Origin of the sequence: Rhizobium beringeri (assembly GCF_004306515.1) — a bacterium.
GTDB lineage: Bacteria > Pseudomonadota > Alphaproteobacteria > Rhizobiales > Rhizobiaceae > Rhizobium > Rhizobium beringeri.
The window spans coordinates 881848-900146 of sequence record NZ_SILG01000001.1 but is presented as its reverse complement, the minus strand read 5'-3'; the positions used below and the strand labels follow the sequence as shown (position 1 = coordinate 900146).

At 61.6% G+C, this 18299-nt stretch carries 21 protein-coding genes; 5 read left to right on the top strand and 16 right to left on the bottom strand.

Annotated features, from left to right (window positions below; translation table 11 throughout):
- Positions 1 to 54: 54 nt before the first annotated feature.
- Positions 55 to 510 carry an NUDIX hydrolase gene (locus ELH03_RS04720; RefSeq protein ID WP_128402262.1) on the bottom strand — a complete coding sequence of 152 codons (456 nt, stop codon included), beginning with the start codon at positions 508 to 510 and terminating at the stop codon, positions 55 to 57.
- Between the two features lie 97 nt (positions 511 to 607).
- Entirely contained in the window at positions 608 to 1000 is a 393-nt protein-coding gene (locus tag ELH03_RS04715; RefSeq protein ID WP_003546502.1) for a hypothetical protein, read from the bottom strand.
- 221 nt (positions 1001 to 1221) lie between these two features.
- Here ELH03_RS04715 and ELH03_RS04710 point away from each other — a divergent pair, with 221 nt between their 5' ends.
- The 3 genes from ELH03_RS04710 (at position 1222) to ELH03_RS04700 (ending at position 6611) form a co-directional block, all read left to right on the top strand.
- Positions 1222 to 2787: a helicase HerA-like C-terminal domain-containing protein gene (locus tag ELH03_RS04710; protein ID WP_130766093.1), complete on the top strand. Its 1566-nt coding sequence runs from the start codon at positions 1222 to 1224 to the stop codon at positions 2785 to 2787.
- Positions 2788 to 3148: 361 nt separating this feature from the next.
- Positions 3149 to 4744 (top strand): ABC-F family ATP-binding cassette domain-containing protein, encoded by a 1596-nt coding sequence (locus ELH03_RS04705; protein ID WP_130766092.1) that lies wholly within the window; start codon positions 3149 to 3151, stop codon positions 4742 to 4744.
- A gap of 346 nt (positions 4745 to 5090) precedes the next feature.
- Positions 5091 to 6611 carry an ABC-F family ATP-binding cassette domain-containing protein gene (locus tag ELH03_RS04700; RefSeq protein WP_130766091.1) on the top strand — a complete coding sequence of 507 codons (1521 nt, stop codon included), beginning with the start codon at positions 5091 to 5093 and terminating at the stop codon, positions 6609 to 6611.
- A 190-nt stretch (positions 6612 to 6801) separates the two neighbouring features.
- Here the strand turns inward: ELH03_RS04700 and ELH03_RS04695 are convergent, their stop codons facing one another.
- The 3 genes from ELH03_RS04695 to ELH03_RS04685 all read right to left on the bottom strand — a co-directional run bounded on the left by ELH03_RS04695 (position 6802) and on the right by ELH03_RS04685 (position 8964).
- Complete coding sequence (locus tag ELH03_RS04695; RefSeq protein WP_128402258.1) at positions 6802 to 7581, bottom strand: VOC family protein; 780 nt, start codon at positions 7579 to 7581, stop codon at positions 6802 to 6804.
- A gap of 78 nt (positions 7582 to 7659) precedes the next feature.
- Entirely contained in the window at positions 7660 to 8124 is a 465-nt protein-coding gene (locus ELH03_RS04690) for a DUF1579 domain-containing protein (protein ID WP_128402257.1), read from the bottom strand.
- 111 nt (positions 8125 to 8235) lie between these two features.
- Complete coding sequence (locus tag ELH03_RS04685; protein ID WP_128402256.1) at positions 8236 to 8964, bottom strand: DUF899 domain-containing protein; 729 nt, start codon at positions 8962 to 8964, stop codon at positions 8236 to 8238.
- Positions 8965 to 9052: 88 nt separating this feature from the next.
- Here ELH03_RS04685 and ELH03_RS04680 point away from each other — a divergent pair, with 88 nt between their 5' ends.
- The gene (locus ELH03_RS04680) at positions 9053 to 9499 is read left to right on the top strand and encodes a MarR family winged helix-turn-helix transcriptional regulator (protein WP_105005391.1); all 447 of its coding nucleotides are present in this window, start codon (positions 9053 to 9055) and stop codon (positions 9497 to 9499) included.
- A gap of 92 nt (positions 9500 to 9591) precedes the next feature.
- Here the strand turns inward: ELH03_RS04680 and ELH03_RS04675 are convergent, their stop codons facing one another.
- Positions 9592 to 10014, bottom strand: coding sequence for an organic hydroperoxide resistance protein (locus ELH03_RS04675; protein ID WP_018241187.1), 423 nt, complete (start codon positions 10012 to 10014; stop codon positions 9592 to 9594).
- A 337-nt stretch (positions 10015 to 10351) separates the two neighbouring features.
- Between ELH03_RS04675 and ELH03_RS04670 the strand changes: the two genes are divergently transcribed.
- Positions 10352 to 10840, top strand: coding sequence for a MarR family winged helix-turn-helix transcriptional regulator (locus ELH03_RS04670; RefSeq protein ID WP_128402255.1), 489 nt, complete (start codon positions 10352 to 10354; stop codon positions 10838 to 10840).
- Between the two features lie 37 nt (positions 10841 to 10877).
- On the opposite strand, the gene ELH03_RS04665 is transcribed toward ELH03_RS04670, so the two are convergent.
- The 10 genes from ELH03_RS04665 to ELH03_RS04620 all read right to left on the bottom strand — a co-directional run bounded on the left by ELH03_RS04665 (position 10878) and on the right by ELH03_RS04620 (position 18252).
- A complete protein-coding gene (locus ELH03_RS04665) occupies positions 10878 to 11102 on the bottom strand; it encodes a hypothetical protein (protein ID WP_028741582.1) in 225 nt (74 codons plus the stop codon).
- 211 nt (positions 11103 to 11313) lie between these two features.
- Positions 11314 to 11550: a 30S ribosomal protein S21 gene (rpsU, locus tag ELH03_RS04660; protein WP_018241185.1), complete on the bottom strand. Its 237-nt coding sequence runs from the start codon at positions 11548 to 11550 to the stop codon at positions 11314 to 11316.
- A gap of 59 nt (positions 11551 to 11609) precedes the next feature.
- Entirely contained in the window at positions 11610 to 11894 is a 285-nt protein-coding gene (locus ELH03_RS04655; protein WP_130806655.1) for a cold-shock protein, read from the bottom strand.
- A 254-nt stretch (positions 11895 to 12148) separates the two neighbouring features.
- Positions 12149 to 12358 (bottom strand): cold-shock protein, encoded by a 210-nt coding sequence (locus ELH03_RS04650; protein WP_003546468.1) that lies wholly within the window; start codon positions 12356 to 12358, stop codon positions 12149 to 12151.
- A 326-nt stretch (positions 12359 to 12684) separates the two neighbouring features.
- Entirely contained in the window at positions 12685 to 13419 is a 735-nt protein-coding gene (locus tag ELH03_RS04645; protein WP_128402254.1) for a L,D-transpeptidase family protein, read from the bottom strand.
- A gap of 139 nt (positions 13420 to 13558) precedes the next feature.
- Positions 13559 to 14365 carry a L,D-transpeptidase gene (locus ELH03_RS04640; RefSeq protein ID WP_112906296.1) on the bottom strand — a complete coding sequence of 269 codons (807 nt, stop codon included), beginning with the start codon at positions 14363 to 14365 and terminating at the stop codon, positions 13559 to 13561.
- A gap of 99 nt (positions 14366 to 14464) precedes the next feature.
- Positions 14465 to 15163, bottom strand: a complete 699-nt coding sequence (locus tag ELH03_RS04635) for a nucleotidyl transferase AbiEii/AbiGii toxin family protein (protein WP_128402331.1) — start codon at positions 15161 to 15163, stop codon at positions 14465 to 14467.
- Positions 15164 to 15319: 156 nt separating this feature from the next.
- Positions 15320 to 15544 (bottom strand): hypothetical protein, encoded by a 225-nt coding sequence (locus ELH03_RS04630; RefSeq protein WP_105005385.1) that lies wholly within the window; start codon positions 15542 to 15544, stop codon positions 15320 to 15322.
- Between the two features lie 48 nt (positions 15545 to 15592).
- Complete coding sequence (locus ELH03_RS04625; protein WP_128402252.1) at positions 15593 to 16513, bottom strand: alpha/beta hydrolase family protein; 921 nt, start codon at positions 16511 to 16513, stop codon at positions 15593 to 15595.
- Positions 16514 to 16626: 113 nt separating this feature from the next.
- Positions 16627 to 18252 carry a cisplatin damage response ATP-dependent DNA ligase gene (locus ELH03_RS04620; RefSeq protein WP_130766090.1) on the bottom strand — a complete coding sequence of 542 codons (1626 nt, stop codon included), beginning with the start codon at positions 18250 to 18252 and terminating at the stop codon, positions 16627 to 16629.
- Positions 18253 to 18299: the final 47 nt, after the last annotated feature.

The window sequence follows — 18299 nt, the reverse complement described above, 5'->3', positions numbered from 1 at the left end:
ATGATCAAAGTTTGGCGATCGGAATATGAGTCCTGAGAGCAGGCGATTTCTGGCTCAATCGCGCCAGCGCGACAGCAGTCTGTCTAGACCTGTCGGATAGAGATCGATGCCGGCGTCGCGCAGCCTGTCGCGGCCGAACCAGCGCGCCGTCGCCGCCGTCTCGTCGAGTTCGGAATAGTGGATTTCGTCGCGCTCATAGAGCGATGCATCGGCCAGTTCGATATCAGCGGCAAAGATGTATTCGTGACCGGTCGCGCCATGGTGCTCGTAGATGTTTTCAAGCAGATGCCAAGGACCGACGATGCGGATATCAGTCTCGAGTTCCTCCTGGAATTCGCGCTGCAAGGCTTCTTCGCGGCTCTCGCCGAATTCGATGGCGCCGCCGAGCGGGCGAACGCCCTTGATGCGGCTGCTGTCATCCTCCACTTCGGCGGCGAGCAGCTGGTCTTTCCGCCAGGCGAGGCCGATTACCTTCACCCTGATCTGCTGCGATGGGCGCCAGACGGTCACGAACTCTCCTTCCATAGGGACAGCGCTTGCTTTTCACCCCGGTGTGGCGAGAACAGTGAGCCCCGCAACAAAGCGAGGCTCCTGCCGATCTTTCGTCTCAGACGAACTGGCTGAGGCCCGGGACGGAAGCGACGACCTCGTCGACGACTTCCTCGCCGGCATATTGCTTGGCGATCGCGATGGTTTCCTTGGCAAGCGAGGTGATCTCGCCCATGCCGAGGCCTTCGCCCATCAGCTGCTGGCCAAGCCCCATGATGCCGCCACCGCCGAGCGAGCTCATCAGCCCGCCGAGCAGACCGCCGCCGCCGGCACCTGCGCCATTGAACTGGGCGACGAGATCGGCGCCGCCGGGGATCGCTTCGATCATCTTGGCAACCGGGCCATCGGCTGCCTCGCGCTGCAGGAAGCCGAGCATCATGCCGAGCGCCTTTTCGGCCAGATCAGGCGCAATGCCCACGCGATCGGCGATCTGGGTCACAATTTCATTCATCGTCAGCCTCCTGTTTTTTGACGTTAACGTCAACGTTATTCGAAATTCCACGGCAACTCAAGCCGGCCCTTCCCGGGCGGCACTTTGTCCGGTTTTGCTTTTAATGCAAACAGTTGTCCGCACCCATCTCCCTGCTTATAACAGGGAAACGATGGTTCGATGAAGGCGGCGGAAGCAAGCCTTCTCATAAATGGCGGCAGAGCCCCAAGGGAGCATTCCGAATGATCGAGGAAGGCAAGATTTTCATCGGCGCGAGCCGCAATCCCGATGACAGTATCAACAAGCCGGAATATCTCGACCTGAAATTCGGCAATCGCCACGGCCTCGTCACCGGCGCTACCGGCACCGGCAAGACGGTGACGCTGCAGGTGCTCGCCGAAGGCTTCTCCCGAGCCGGCGTTCCGGTGTTTGCGGCCGATATCAAGGGCGACCTTTCCGGCATCGCCGCCAAGGGCGAGCCCAAGGATTTCCTGACGAAGCGCGCCGAGCAGATCGGCTTCACCGACTACGAATTCGACCAATTTCCGGTGATCTTCTGGGATCTGTTCGGCGAGAAGGGCCACCGGGTGCGCACCACCATCGCCGAGATGGGACCGCTGCTGCTCGCCCGCCTGATGGACGCCTCCGAACCGCAGGAAGGCGTCATCAACATTGCCTTCAAGATCGCCGACCAGGGCGGGCTGCCGCTGCTCGACCTCAAGGATTTCAGCTCACTGCTCAACTATATGGGCGAGAATGCCAGCGAACTTTCCAACCAGTACGGCCTGATCTCCAGGGCCTCGGTCGGCTCGATCCAGCGGGCGCTGCTCGTTCTCGAACAGCAGGGTGCGGAGCATTTCTTCGGCGAACCAGCGCTGAAGATCACCGACATCATGCGCACCAACAATAATGGCTACGGCCAGATCTCGGTGCTGGCCGCCGACAAGCTGATGATGAACCCGCGGCTTTACGCCACTTTCCTGCTCTGGCTGCTCTCCGAGCTCTTCGAGGAATTGCCCGAGGTGGGCGACCCCGACAAGCCGAAGCTCGTCTTCTTCTTCGACGAGGCGCACCTGCTCTTCAACGACGCGCCGAAGGTGCTGACCGAACGTGTCGAGCAGGTGGTGCGGTTGATCCGCTCCAAGGGTGTCGGTGTTTATTTCGTGACGCAAAACCCGCTCGACGTGCCGGAAACGGTGCTCGCCCAGCTCGGCAACCGGGCACAGCATGCGCTTCGCGCCTATTCGCCGCGCGAACAGAAGGCGGTGAGGACGGCGGCCGATACCTTCCGTGCGAATCCGGCCTTCGATTGCGCCACGGTCATCACCAATCTCGGCACCGGCGAGGCGCTGGTCTCGACGCTGGAGGCCAAGGGCGCGCCTTCGATCGTCGAGCGCACGCTGATCCGCCCGCCATCCGGCCGTGTCGGCCCGGTGACGGATGACGAGCGCCGGCAGATCATGGATAAGAGCCCGGTTCTCGGCATCTATGACGAGGATATCGACCGCGAATCCGCCTTCGAACTGTTGGCCGCACGGGCGAAGAAGGCGGCCGATGCCGAAGCCGCCAAGCGAGCCCAGGAAGAAGCGCCTCAGCAACAGGGCGGCACGACCTCCGGCTGGAACCTGCCGGGCTTCGGCGGCGGCAATGACGACAACCAGCAGGGCCGCGGCCAATCGCGCGGCCGGACTTCCGGCTACCAGCGCGAAACGGTAGTGGAAGCGGCGATGAAGAGCGTGGCGCGCACGGTGGCGACACAAGTCGGCCGGGCGCTGGTGCGCGGGATATTGGGGAGCTTGAAGCGGTAGGTCTGCGGACTGCCGTAAGCCCTCATCCGCCGACCGACACCGACCGGGGTCGAGCCACGTGTCTCGACCCGTCCTTCGGACCCCCGCTCGCGGGGCGAAGGGACATGCCGCGACCTCTCCGTTCCCCACCAACCTCTCGCAGGCCACGTCCCCTCTCCCCGTCAGAACGGGGAGAGGGTTAGGGTGAGGGGCAACTTCTCACGCCTTCTCCGGAAGAATGCAAGATCGTTCCCCTTCTTGAACCTTCAGCCTTTATTCCCTAAATTCCCTGCCATCGACCATTTCAACAGGATGTGTGCCGCAATGGATTTCAACCCGATCGCAACGCCAGTTCGCCTTGCCAACGGGGAAATCCATATCCATGCCTGCATCCATCACCCTCTCCCAAGCTTCGTGGTCCGCGCCTGACGGGCGGCCGCTTTTTTCCAATCTCGATCTGAGTTTCGGGGCGGAGCGGACCGGTCTCGTTGGTCGCAACGGCGTCGGCAAGACGACGCTGCTGAAGCTCGTCGCCGGTGAAATCCAGCCGCATTCGGGGACGGTATCCGTCAGCGGCAGCCTCGGCGTGTTGCGGCCGAGCGTTCAGATAGCATCTGACGAAACGGTTGCCGATCTCTTCGGCGTGACCGGTGCGCTCGCTATTCTTCGCCGTGCCGAAGTTGGCGCGGCAACGGCCGACGAGCTTGCATCGGCGGACTGGATGCTGGAGGCGCGCATTGCCACAGCGCTCACTCGGACCGGGCTCGACGCGTCACCGGAGACGCCGCTTGCGGCACTCTCCGGTGGGCAGCGCACACGTGCCGGGCTGGCGGCGCTGATCTTTACCGAACCGGATTTTCTGCTGCTCGACGAACCGACCAACAATCTCGATCGCGAAGGTCGCGAGGCAGTGATCGCGCTGATTTCAGGTTGGCGGGCCGGCGCCATCATCGTCAGCCATGACCGCGAACTGCTCGAAAATGTCGATGCGATCATCGAGCTGACCTCGCTCGCTGCTACGCGCTACGGCGGCAACTGGAGCCATTATCGCGAGCGCAAGGCGCTCGAGCTCGCGGCAGTACAGCATGATCTCACTGAAGCCGAAAAACGCATGGCCGAGGTTGCGAGAAAGGCGCAGGCGACGGTGGAGCGCCAGGCGCAGAGGGACAGCACCGGGCGGAAGATGGCCGCCAAGGGCGGCATACCGCGCATCATGCTCGGCGGCATGAAAGAGCGGAGCGAAACGACGGGCGGCGACAATGCCCGCCTCGCCGACCGCCGGCGCGCCCAGGCCCTGGAAGAGGCAACGGCAGCGCGCGAGAAGATCGAGATCCTGCAGCCCTTGTCGGTCACCTTGCCGCCGACCGGGCTGCCCGCCAGCAAGATCGTGCTGAGGATGAATGGCGTGACATCGGGCTACCAGCCGGGTGATCCCGTCATCCGCGATCTCTCCTTCGACGTGACGGGACCGGAGCGTATCGCCGTCACCGGCCGCAACGGCTCGGGCAAGACGACGTTGCTGGCGCTCGTCACCGGCGAGCTGAAACCCTGGGCCGGTACGGTCGGCGTCATGACCACTTTTGCGATGCTCGATCAGGCGGTCAGCCTTCTCGATCCGTCGGCCTCGATCCGCGACAGTTTCCGCCGGATCAACCCGCTAGCCGATGAAAACACCTGCCGGGCCGCCCTTGCCCGCTTCATGTTCCGGGCGGATGCGGCGCTGCAGACCGTATCGACGCTTAGCGGCGGGCAATTGCTGCGGGCGGGCCTTGCCTGCGTGCTCGGCTCGGCACCGCCGCCGCTGTTGATCCTCGACGAGCCGACCAACCATCTCGACATCGACTCGATTGCCGCCGTCGAGGCCGGACTGCGCGCTTACGACGGCGCGCTCATCGTCGTCAGCCACGACGAGACCTTCCTTAGGAGTATCGGCATAACGCGGCGGCTGGAGCTGGCTGCCGGCGAGCTGAGTGGATAAATCAGAACGAGCTGTAACGGGATGCCGGTGACCCCCGGCTCCCTTGCCTCTTTTTGCGGGCAATGTTATTTGGGTCTCGCAAGCTTTTGAGAAAGGAGGATCACGCAATGCAATATTATTTTCGGTTTAATCGCCAGCGTGGTCCCGTCAACGCCCTGCAAATGCGTTTGCAGGGCTGACCAGAGACCGTTTCTCGACATCTCTTCCTGGTCTGCCCTTCGTGGCCAATGCGACGCCGTAGCTGACAGCGCGCATTCCTCTCATTTCCCGGGCTCGAACCGCGCAATCCCGTGATGGCTGAACGCCCCGGATCGCGCGACCACCCGGTCAAGACCAGAGAACGATCATGACACTCATCAATATCCGCAATCTCGGCGTGACGCTGGGCAATCCGTTGTTTTCCAAGCTCAATCTCGTCGTCAATGCCGGCGACCGCATCGGACTCGTCGCCGCCAACGGGCGGGGGAAATCGACACTGCTTGCCTGCATCACCGGCGCGCTGGAGCCAAGCGAGGGCGAGATCACCAAGGCGCGCGGGCTGACCGTCGGGCATGTCGCGCAGAATGTGCCGCCTGCCCTTTTCGACACGCCGTTCTACGATGCGGTGCTGCAGGCGCTGCCGGCCGATCAGGCCGAAAGCGAAAGCTGGCGCGTCGACGTGGTGCTGGAATCGCTCGACGTGCCGGAAGTGATGCGCGGCCGGCCACTGAAGCAGTTGAGCGGTGGCTGGCAGCGGCTTGCGATGCTTGCCCGCACCTGGGTGAGCGAGCCCGACGTGCTTCTGCTCGACGAGCCAACCAACCATCTCGATCTCGAAAAGATCGCTCAGTTGGAGAGCTGGCTGAATGCGCTGCCGCGCGACGTGCCGGTTATCCTGTCCAGCCACGATCGCGCCTTCCTCGATGCGACGACCAACCGGACGCTGTTCCTGCGGCCGGAGCAATCGCCGGTCTTCGCCCTGCCCTATACCAGGGCACGCGCCGCTCTCGACGAGGCCGACGCTTCCGAAGCCCGGCGCTACGAGCGCGACATGAAGGTGGCGGAGCAATTGCGCAAGCAGGCGGCGAAGCTCAACAATATCGGCATCAACTCCGGCAGCGACCTGCTCGTCGTCAAGACGAAGCAGCTCAGGCAGCGGGCGGAGAAGCTGGAGGATGCGGCAAAACCGGCGCATCTGGAGCGCTCGGCCGGCGCCATCCGGCTTGCCAACCGCGGCACCCATGCCAAGGTGCTGGTGACGCTGGAGGATGCGGCGGTGACGACGCCGGATGGAACGCTGCTGTTCAAGACCGGCCGGCAGTTCATCTGCCAGGGCGACCGCATTGTGCTGCACGGCCTCAACGGCGCCGGCAAGTCACGGCTGGTGTCGATGTTGAAACAGGCGATCGAAAGAGCGGAGACGGCGCGCGACAGCATCAAGGCGACGCCGTCGCTCGTGCTCGGCTATGGCGATCAGGCGCTTGCCGATCTTGCCGACACCGACACGCCAATCGGCACGATCATCCGCCGCTTCGATGTCGGCGACCAGCGGGCGCGGGCCTTGCTGGCGGGCGCCGGCATGACGATCGACATGCAGGCAAAACCGATCGGCCAGCTCTCCGGCGGCCAGAAAGCGCGGCTCGGCATGCTGGTGCTGCGGCTGACGGAGCCGAACTTCTACCTCCTAGACGAGCCGACCAACCATCTCGACATCGAGGGCCAGGAGGCGCTGGAGAGCGAGTTGATGGCGCACGAGGCGAGCTGCCTGCTGGTATCGCATGACCGCAGTTTCGTGCGGGCGGTGGGAAACCGGTTCTGGCTGATCGAGAAGAAGCGGCTGGTGGAGGTGGAGAGCCCGGAAGGATTCTTTGCTTCGGTGGCGGGGTGATGGACGATGGGAGTGTGGCGTGGGGCGGTGCCCCTCACCCTAACCCTCTCCCCGCTCGCGGGGAGAGGGGACGTGCCATGCGAGAGGTGGAAGGGAACGGAGAGCGAGCTGCACATCCCTTCTCCCCGCGAGCGGTGAGAAGGTGGCGGCAGCCGGATGAGGGGCCGGCCGCACTTTGCCGCGTCAAAATCTACCGCTTCGGTGCGACCAGACAGAAGAAGGCGCCTTGCGGATCGGTGGCCTGGACGATCCAGCTGCCGCCGGGGACTTCCATCGGGCCGTGGACGACCTTACCGCCGCCTGATGTGAGGCGTTCGGTTGCGGCGTCGAGAGTTGGCACGATGAAATAATAGCACCAGAAGGACATCGGAAGGTTTTCCGGCTTGGTCATCATGCCGCCGATCTGCCTGCCATTATGGGCGAAGAGATAATAGACGCCCATCGGACCCATGTCGAATTCGCTGTGCTTCGTCCAGCCGAACAGCTTGGAATAAAAGGCCAGCGCCTCCTCGCCGTTGCCGGCGTAGAGTTCGCGCCAGCCGATATTGCCGGGCGCGTCGAAGGCCAGTTCCGGCGGGGATTTGTCCATCGGCGCCGGCGTCATGATGCAGATCACCGCGCCATGCGGATCGGCGACGACGGCGAAGCGGCCGATGGTCGGGATGTCTTCCGGCGGACGGCGGACCGAACCGCCATTGGCGGCGAAATCCTTTGCCGACTGGTCGACGTCGTCGACGTCGACATAACCCGTCCAGTTCGGCGGAATGCCTTTGCCCTCGAGTTCAGCCGGAAATTCCATCAGGCCGGCGACGCCGATGCCGTTCGCCTCGAAGATCGTATAGGTGGGCATGCCCTCCATTTTCATTTCGGAGGTCGTCCAGCCGACGACCGAGCTGTAGAATTTCGCAGCAGCTGATGTGTCGGGGGTCATCAACTCGCACCAGATGAACTTTCCATGCGTCTCAGACATCATACTCTCCCTTTTTCGACGCTCCTCTTCGGAGGCCTCTTTGCAAGGCCCCTATTTCGAGGGTGAGCGCCGTGATTGTCAGATCCTGCGGGCGTAATGCGCTTCCATGAACTGCTTCCAGGAACCATCCGGCTGCTTGGCGCTGGAGACGAAGGTGCGGTGATCGGCATCGACGAAGATGATCTGCTCGCGGTAATCGGCAAGGCCCTCGCCGTTGAAGTCTGGCCCTGTCGTATAAAGGTCCAGCACATTGCCTGACGCGTCGACCTCGCCCTCATAGACCCACATATAGTCCATCATGCTGCCGATCCAGCTGCCGACATACTTGCCTTTTGCGGCGTTGTAGCCGAGCGTCAGGATGCTGGTGGCCTCCTTACCATCAGGCATGCGGCCGGTCCCTTCGGCGACGAACCAGATGCCGTGCAGCGAGCGGACGGTCTCCGTCCAGGGCTCGCCGCCAGTCATGTCGGGTGCGGTGACGGTCCAGTCGCCGATCAGTCTTTCCAGGAAGGTATGCTCCTTCAGCATTTCAGCGGTCTTCATCGTCCTCTTCTCCCTTGAGTGATGTAGAGTTGGTTTTTCCGCATTCCTGTGAAAGTCACTTCGCGACTTTCCCGGCAAAACCGCTTACACTTTTCGGCATCATGCTCCGGCTCAGTGACAGCAGGATGCCGCCTTGGCGACCTCCTCATATTCGTCGTGGCGGCGCACGAAATTCATCGTGCTGTCCTCGTTGCGGCCCTTCGGCGCGCGGTCGAGGATCATCAGAGTGCCGATCAGTTCTTCCGGCCCGCGGGCATAGCTCGAATAGGTATGGAAGATCTCGCCCTTGTCGTTGCGGTAGAAAGCGCTGAGGCCCGGCAGTTCGTCATTGGCGTCAGCCGGCTGCATAGGCGTGAAATTGTAGAAGACCTTGTCTTTGGCAAGATCCTCGGGGCTAAAAGAAACGTGATAATCGAAATTGAAATCGCTGCCGAAGGAAGAGACCCAGGGAAATTTCCAGCCCATGCGCTGTTTATAGGCGGCGATCTTGTCGAGCGGCGCGCGCGAAACGGCGACCCAGGTGACGTCATGATGGTTCAGATGCGGCAGGGCGCCATCGACATGATCCGACAGGAAGGAGCAGCCGGTGCAGCCGGCATCCCAATCCGGGCCGAGCATGAAATGATAGATCAGCAACTGGCTGCGGCCGTCGAAAAGATCGGCGAGCGATTTCCTGCCCTCGGGCGTTTCGAAGACATAATCCTTGTCGACCTTTACCCAGGGCAGCGCCAGACGGGCGGCGTTGACGCTGTCGCGCAGCCGTGTCGCCTCCTTCTCCTTTGCCAGCAGGGCACGGCGGGCCTCGAGCCACTCTTCGCGGGAAACAACCTCATTCTGCATGGGGTGCGCCCTCCTCCGGCGCTTGCCGGTGAAGCCGGCTCATCTCCTTCTCCTTGACTAAATACATTGATATCAATAGAAATGAGGCATGTCAAATTCGATCGAGATTCCCTTTTCCACGACGCTGATGGTGCGCGACACCTGCCTCTGCCTGCATGTGCAGCGGGCAGCGCGCGCGCTTGCCCGGCTGTTCGACGACGCGCTGAGGCCGGCAGGGCTGACCAATGGGCAGTTTTCGCTGATGATGTCGCTGAACCGGCCGGAGCCACCGCCAATGGGGCCGGTCGCCGCCCTGCTCGCCATGGACCAGACGACGCTGACGGCGGCGCTGAAGCCGTTGCAGCGCAAGGGCTGGGTGAAGGTGATGGAGAACCCCAGGGACAGGCGCGGCCGGCTGCTGAGCCTCACCACTGAGGGCAAGGCGGTGCTGGCGAGAGCGCTGCCGATCTGGGAAAGCACGCATGCGATGATCGACGGAAAGCTGCCGGATGGCAGCGTCGCCAGGCTGCGGCAGGACCTGCAGGCGCTGTCATGAATGATGGCAGAAACGCCGAAACCGGCCGGATAGTACCCTACCCGGCCGGCAAATGGCGGCAGCCGATACGGCTACCAATTTTTTAAAATCGATCAGGCGACGGTGACCGGAACCTCGGTCGAGGTGCGCATGGCGTGGCTGTAGGGGCAGACGATATGGGCTGCGGCTGCGAGCTTTTCAGCCGTTTCGCGGTCGAGACCCGGAATGTCAACCGTCAGCGCCACTTCGATGCCGAAGCCGCCGCCATCTTCACGCGGGCCGATGCCGACCTTGGCGGAGACCGTCGTATCTTCCGGAATCTTGACCTTCTGCTGACCCGCGACAAATTTCAATGCACCGAGGAAGCAGGCGGAGTAGCCGGCAGCGAAGAGCTGTTCGGGATTGGTGCCGGTGGCGCCGTCGCCGCCGAGTTCCTTGGGGACGGTCAGGGTCACGTCCAGAACGCCGTTTTCGGAAACGGCGCGGCCTGCGCGGCCGCCGGTGGCAGAGGCTTTGGTCGTATAGAGAATAGGCATGACGATCTCCTTTGGTTGGCCCTTCGATCGGGTTGGATTTTTAGTATCGCACAATTAAATTGCACGCAAGTGAATTTTGCAAATTGCATTTCGAATTCGAAAGGAGGACAATCGGGCCTTAGAGCAGGAAGATTTTAGCCGGGCCGGCCTAAAATCTGAATCCTGTTCTAAATTAAAGAGTTAGAGCATGATGTCGCGCGAAAAGCGCGGACAGTTTTCGGCATCATGCTCTAGAGCAATTCCAGCAAAAGTGCGCAGCGGTTTTGCGCCCGGAATTGCGTGAAAACAAAGGGATAGAGCATTTCGTGATTCGAAGAAAAACGGGAATGCTCTAGGGATGATGGATATGAAAGCGCACACGACGAAGACGATGGAGATACCGCAAGAAGAGAAGCGGTTGGAAAAACAGCTGTGCTTCGCGGTCTACGCGACGGCGCATGCTTTCACCCGCGCCTACAAGCCGATCCTCGACAAGGTCGGCCTGACCTATCCGCAATATCTGGTGATGCTGGTGCTGTGGGAACGCGGCGAGTTGCCGGTGAAGACGATCGGCGAGCAACTGGATCTCGATTCCGGCACGCTGTCGCCGCTGTTGAAACGGCTGGAACAGAGCGGCCTGATCAAGCGCATCCGCGACCTACGCGACGAACGGCAGGTGATCGTGTCGCTGACCCCTAGAGGTGAGGCAATGAAGGGGGAGATCGATACGATCATGACGGCGATCGGGCAAGCCGCAGGCTGCACGCTCAAGGAAATGGCCGAGATGCGCGACATGCTGCATCGGCTGCGGGGAAACCTCGGGCGGACCGGCACGGACGGAGGCTGAATGCATCCACCCGGTAGAGCCGGCGTGCGCCGAGAGATCAGGGCCGCGGCTTAGCCGGCGACCGACGCTTCTTTGCAGGCGCCGCCTTAGGTTCGGCCTCGGCCTCCTGCTGCAAACGCAGCGCCTTCAGCTTCTCCGTCTTCTTGTCACGAGCCGTTGCCTCGGCGGCGATGATAGCGCGCGCCGTGTGATCGGTCGCTTCCGCCTTGTCGCGAGACGAGAGCTTGGCGGGATTGAAGAATTCTCCCTTGGTGGCGGTCATGTGCCCCTTTCCCAGGTGATGGCGGCGCTACTGCATAATTCCTTCAATCGGAATCGGCTCAAGGAATTATGCAAAAATTCAAAGTGTTACAGCATCCCTTGCGCGTCCGAAAAGACGCGCGGCGCTGCAAGCCATGACTCCGCGGCTGAAAGCCGTGATCTCACGGCTGAAACCATGATTCCGCGGTTGGACCGTGTTTCCACGCCCGGGATTAGCGGGTGCGGAGAACTTTCTTCGGTGCCGGCAGCAGACCTTCGCGCTGCAGCTTCTTGCGGGCAAGCTTGCGCTGGCGGCGAATGGCCTCGGCCTTTTCGCGAGCGCGCTTCTCGGACGGCTTTTCAAAGGCGCTGCGCGCCTTCATTTCCCGGAACAGGCCTTCCCGCTGCATCTTTTTCTTGAGCACGCGGAGCGCCTGATCGACATTGTTATCCCTGACGAGTACCTGCAAAGCGATATCCTTCCTGTCGCGGCGGCGAGGCCGCACTGTCCATAATAAAAAGCGCGGGACTACTTCCCGATTTTGATGCTCGAAAACTCCAGCCAGGGTTCGGCGCCATCGGACTTGGCCGCCGCTTGGGGGGAAACCCTGGATGGCGATTCCCCTGTATCTATGTCGGCCTCAGTGATACGGCGTTCGAAATTCTCTGCGTCGAACTGGACGCGATATTGCACATGCCCATGGTCGTTGGGCAGGATGCTGGAGATCCGGCACCGCTTGTCGGCTTTCGCCGTGCGGGTGAGGCCGGACTTCAGCACGATCATGTCGCCGACTTTATAGTTTGGTCTGCCCATTTCAGCGTCCCTTCGACTCTTCGGCTGCTCAATCGGTCAATCAGAACGACCAGGGGCCATTCCGGAATGACCGAGGCTCATTCCGGAAAAGCCTGCGATCAAAGCAAAAAGGCCGGGCTCGGACCCGACCTCTTCCAGTCACTCAACCCGCTGCCCGTATGGTCAACTCACTGCCAGTACATCCGTGGTCAGCTTGCTGCAAGCACATGGCCAGCCCGCTGCCATATTCATGGTCAGCAGAGGCGAATGACAAATCATGCGGCCTGAAGATTATCAGCCGAATTCTTGCCGGACTTCTTGTCGCGGACGAGATCGTAGCGGATCTTCTGACCTTCAACGAGTTCGCGCATGCCGGCGCGTTCAACCGCTGAAATATGGACAAAAACGTCCGTAGAACCATCATCGGGCTGAATGAAGCCAAAACCCTTGGTGCCATTGAACCACTTGACGACGCCTGAATTCATAACGATCTCCTTTTCAACCGTTTGTGTTCGCCTGCGGAGAGATATCCGACAAGCCGTATCGATGTTGAGAGGATATCTGACGGTGCGCTCAAGCGCGTAGACAAAGGTCGCAAGCAATTCGATACGCACCATGTAGGATATTTACCGAATTAAGCAATGGTATTTCGGAAAATAATTCTCTTGCGGGCGCAAAATGAAGCTCTTTTCCAGGGGCAAAACACCCGTTTGCCCGGGGCAAAGCAATTGCTTGCCTGGGGGCAAAGCACAGCTTGCCCGGGAAAAGGGATCGATCCGAGGCGGCCGGATCGCGGCCGCCTGGGTGAAAATTACTGCCAGACGACGATCGGCGCCTTTGTCGGAACGCGATCGTAGAGATCGATGATATCCTGGTTCAGCAGCCGCACACAGCCCGACGAGACGGCCTTGCCGATCGAGCGCCAATCGGGATTGCCGTGCAGGCGATAAAGCGTGTCCTCGCCATTCGAGAAGATATAGAGCGCGCGGGCGCCGAGCGGGTTTTTCAGGCCAGGCTCCATGCCGCCGTTCTCGATCGAATATTTGACGAGTTCCGGCTGGCGCGCGACCATCTCGTTCGGCGGCTTCCAGCGCGGCCATCTCTGACGCCACTGGATGACACCCGACCCCTGCCAGGCGAAACCCTCGCGGCCGATGCCGACGCCGTAACGCATCGCCATGCCGTCGCCCTGGACGAGATAGAGGAAGCGCGACGGCGTATCGACGACGATGGTGCCGGGCGGCTGGCCAGTGGGGTCGACCACGCGCTGGCGATAATAGCGCGGATCGATCTGTTCGTAGGGAACGGCTGGAATAAGGAAGCCGCCGTCTTCGACGGGGCCATACATGACGGCAAGTTCGGCCCCACTCGGCACGCTCGATGTTTCCATCGACTGGAACAGGCGCATGGGCGAACGATAGATGATCGTCGTATCGCCTGATGTCACCGTGTTGGCTGAGGAGGCGCAGCCGGTGAGCGCGGAGGCTGCGGTCAACGCAGAAAAGGAAAGAAAGCTGCGGCGGGAAAGGTGTCTATCGAAGCTCATGACGCGGGACTGATTTCCTTTGATGCGGGAATCTTGGGATAACGACATAAGAAGATCTATCGGCTTGCGCCAAATAAACCATAGCTTCACGCAGACGTGTCCGGGCCGGAGCGGACGAATGGGCCGCGCTGTTGCAGCGCTACATCACAACGATCTCGGCCTTGGCAGGAACGCGGTCGTAAAGATCGACGACGTCCTGGTTCAGCATGCGCACGCAGCCCGACGATGTGGCCTTGCCGATCGACTGCCAGTCGGGCGTGCCGTGGACGCGGTAGAGCGTATCCTGCCCGTCCTTGAAGATATACATGGCGCGCGCGCCGAGCGGGTTCATCAGCCCCGGATTCATGCCGCCATTCTCCGCCCCAAAGGGACGAACCTCAGGCTGGCGCGAAACCATTTCGACCGACGGCGTCCAGCGCGGCCATTTCTGTTTCCACTGGATGACGCCGCGGCCCGACCAGGCGTAACCGTCGCGGCCGAGGCCGACGCCATAGCGCATCGCCTTGCCGTTACCCTCGACGAAATAGAGGAAATGCGCCTTGGTATCGACGACCACGGTGCCGGGACGCTCGGTCGTCTGATAATCGACCTGCTGGCGCAGGAACTGCGGCTGCACGCGGCTGACCGGGATCGCCGGCAGGGTGAAATCCGCATCGCGAAGCTCACCATACATCGCCATATGCACCGGATTGGTCACCGGCAGGCCATAGGTCTGGTGGAACTGGGTCTTGTAGAGCTCGCGCGTCTGCGGCACCGGCTGATCGGGGATCGGCCGCACCCGGCGCGGATCGACACCGGGCGGCTGATAGAAGACCGGCGAGGTCTCCTGGACGAAACGGGCGGGCGAATCGGCGGCGACATCGGGGATGAGGATGTTGCAGCCGCTCAGCGACGCAACTGCAATCACGAGCCCGGCAATCGGGAAGACCCGGCGCAGAAAATTCATGGAACCACCCTTATCAACGATCGGCAGACAACGACATCTGCCGCGACGATGGCATCCGCGGCTGGCGCGAGGCTGGCGTTGGGGTGGGAAAGGCAGGCGCTAAGACGACCAGAGCCGCCGCGCTTCGCCGCGAAGCGCGGCGATCGCCCGCACTGCAAGGTCGCCGTCCATCTGCAGAACGCTTGCGGCATCTCTCAATTCGGTCTCGTCCTCAAGTCTGGCGAGGACCCAAACGATCTTGCGCTCAATGTCCTGCCCATAAGCTTCCGTCGCCTTGAGAACAGCGACAGCTGGAATTTCCACGTAGCGGGTGAGAAGCATACCGAGATCGATAGCATCACGATAAGCAACGGCCTTGTCCTGGCAGCGGTCAGCATTGGCGAGCAGTTTTTCGGCGAACATATCAGGCAACGAAAGCATGGGAACGCTCAGCCGTGGATCGAGAGTACCTTCAAGAGCAATCCTGGCCTCACGCACGATTTCAAAGCGAATCGGCTGCCCTTCGAGGGTAAGGGCCGTGCGGATGCCATATTGGTCTGTCCTGAAGTCCCTGAGCGCGGCGACCGGCTTTTCGAAAAAGGCCCCTACTCCGCTTTCGACCGCCGCCATACGCACGACGCGATATCCCTCGCCATCCGCACAGAGAAAATCGACATCGAGCGACAGCCGGTATTCGTCGAGATGCATGACAATGGCAGTTCCGCCCCCAAACCAACACTTGTTGGCCAGAAGAAAATCGGCCTCCATCAGACGAAGGGCTGCAGCGATGGTGCGATGTTCCGGACGTCTGAATTCCATGATGGCCACCCGATTTCCGCCAAGCCTAGAGCGGTTCAACGTTTCACGGAAGCGCAGAACCGCTCTAATCTTTTGTTTTTACGCAATTCCGAACGCAAAACCGCTCAGCACTTTTGCTGGAATTGCACTCAAAACAACGGATAAAGAAACGGAAAATCAGGAAACGAGCAGGACGCCGTTGCCATAAGTGGCAGCAAGATCGCGGATCAGTTGCACCTCCCGCTCAGTCAGCCTGCCAGTATCGACGAAACGCCAGTTTCGTTCATAAAGCGCGAAGGCCTCGCAGGCAGGCATGGCGCGCGCGGGATCGCGATTCCAGACGAGCGATTTCAGCTCGGGGAAGTCGTTCGGCACAATCATGCTCTCTGCGTTCGTCGTCATTCCAGCAATATAGGGCCGATCGCCCTTTATTTGAAGCGGCCGCAAAACTCAGGCCGCCACCCCGTGGAAGAAGCGGATGCTCTGTTCGATCTCGGTCGGCAGCGCCGAGGTGTGATTACCGGCGACGGTTTCAGTCTCGATCTGAACGCCGGCGCCGCGGGCGCGGCGGGCAAGCAGATCGGCGCGGTCGTTGAAATGCGGCTCCTCCGTACCGTGGACGACACGGACCGGACATTTGAAGCTGTGGGCGTAGCACAGCGCCGAACGCACCTCGAATTCGTGCGCATTGCTGTCGTCGAAGCGGATATCCTGCGGATAGCGGTTGAAGAAGCGGAAGGCATCGGGGTTGCCCGAAATCGGCGCAGCGGCGCGGAATTTGTGGGTGGTCATCGCCGTCAGCATGGTCAGCGTGCCGCCGATGCTGTGGCCGGCGATGAACAGCCGCTCGGGATCAACACCCGGCAGATGCGCCAGGCGCTCGGTGGCGGCGAGCACGTCGTCGACCTCGTCGTAAAAACCGGAGAAATTGCCCATCTGGCCATTTTCGCCGCGCAGCGACGGCATCATCACGACATAACCGGCATCCATATAGGGCTTCATCAGCTGCCAGTGGCCGATACCCATGGCATTGCCGCCGTGCAGGAAGAGCACGGCCGGTTTGGCGGCGCGCTCGCGCTTGTATTTGGAAACCCAGGCTACCAGTTCCAGCTCGCCATAGCCGGAGCGGTAGAAGATCTTGTCGGCATCGGCAGGCGCATTCAGCGGTTCGTATTTGTCGGGCGCCGGGCCCTTCTGCAGCAGCTTGGTGCGGAAATGGTGGCGGACCTTGGCATAGTCGCGCTTGGCGAGGCGCGGCTCGTCCGGGACATCAAACGCGGCTGCCATGCGCGGCAAGACGAGTGCACCGGCAAGACCTGCCAGAACGGCACGGCGTTGACGGAAAAAGGAATTTTGTTCAAGCGAGCTCATAACGCACCCATCATTTCCCCGGCATGCAAAATCTGCACCGGAAGATCGTTGCCGCCAATACACATGATGTTGAAAATATTGCCCTGCGTCATTGTTGCGCAGGGCATGCAACCTCATTCCGGTTTGGCGTCGATCATGGCGATCAGCGTGCGTAGCCGGTCTGCCTCGTAGGAGGGCTTGTCGGGGCGAAGGCGGGCGATGCGGGGGAAACGCATGGCAACCCCCGATTTGTGCCGGGTCGAGCGGTTGATGCCCTCGAAGGCCACTTCGACGACGAAGCCAAAATCCCTGTCGGCGCGCACGGCGCGCACCGGGCCGAAACGCTCGGTGGTATTGTTGCGCACGAATTTGTCGAGCACCTCGAGCTCGGCATCGGTGAAGCCGAAATAGGCCTTGCCGACGGGCACGAGCTGTTCGCCGTCCTCGTCATCGGCCCAGACGCCGAAGGTGAAATCGGAATAGTAGCTGGAGCGCTTGCCATGGCCGCGCTGCGCATACATCAGCACCGCATCGACATTATAGGGGTTGCGCTTCCACTTGAACCAGGGGCCCTTCATGCGGCCGGCCTGATAGACGCTGTCGCGGCGCTTGATCATCACGCCTTCGATGACCGGATCGGGCGGCGCGGCGCGCAGGGCGTCGAGCTCTTCCCACGACGAGAACGGCACGAGCGGCGAGAGGTCGAAACGGTCATGGGGGGCGCGGTCGATGATCTCGGTCAGCCGGTCGCGGCGATCGATATAGGAGCGGCCGCGAACATCCTCGTCGTCGTCGAAGAGCAGGTCATAGGTGCGGATGAAGGCGGGATAGTCGCCGAGCATCTTCGCCGTCACCGTCTTGCGGTTCAGGCGCTGTTGCAGGTCGGAGAAGGTTCGGGTCGGGCTGTTGGAGCGGGCGGTGCCGCCGACCAGCAGCTCGCCGTCGACGACGCCGGAAAAACTGATCGCGTCGAGAATGTCGGGAAAGGCGCCTGAAATGTCGTCGCCGGAGCGGGAATAGATCTTTCGCCTGTCGCCGGAGCGGGAGAGCTGGACGCGGATGCCGTCCCATTTCCATTCGGCGGCGTAGTCGGCCGGATCAAGGCCGGTAAGATCGCCCTCCTCTACCGCATTGGCGAGCATGACGGAGTGGAAGATCGCCGGGGTGGCCAGCACCGGTTTTTCACCGCCATTCGCCAGCCATTCAAACAGCGTCTCATAGGGCGGCTGCAGACCGTGCCAGAGGGTTTCGATCTCGGTGACGTCCCTGTTGCCGAGATCGGCGAGCGCCTGCTTGGCAAGGCGGGCGGAAACGCCGATGCGCATGGCGCCGGTCGCCAGTTTGATGAAGGCGAAACGACCGGACGAATCCAGCCGGTCGAGCAGGTCACGGACGAAGCTGCGCACTTCTGTGCGGCCGAGCGCATTCATGCCGGTGACGACCTCGCCAAGCCGCGGCTGGGCAAGCGCCGAACGGTCGATATCCCTCTCATTGTCCCAGACAAGCGAGATGGTTTCGGCGAGATCGCCGACATAATCGTAGGAATAGCGGAACAGCACCTCGTCCATGCGCTCCAGCACCAGCTCGCGCAGCATGGCGGGCTTGACGTTACGCACCTCCAGCGTGCCGGCGATGGCGGCAAGGCCGTAACCGCGATCGGGGTCGGGCGTGTCGCGGAAATAGTCGGTCAGCAGCTTCAGCTTGCCGTTGCGGCTGGGGGTGAGCACCAGGCGGTCGAGGAGGTCGGCGAAGGCTTTCATGGGCGCCTCCCGACTCGGGAGGAAAGCCACTTCCCAATGGCTTGTGG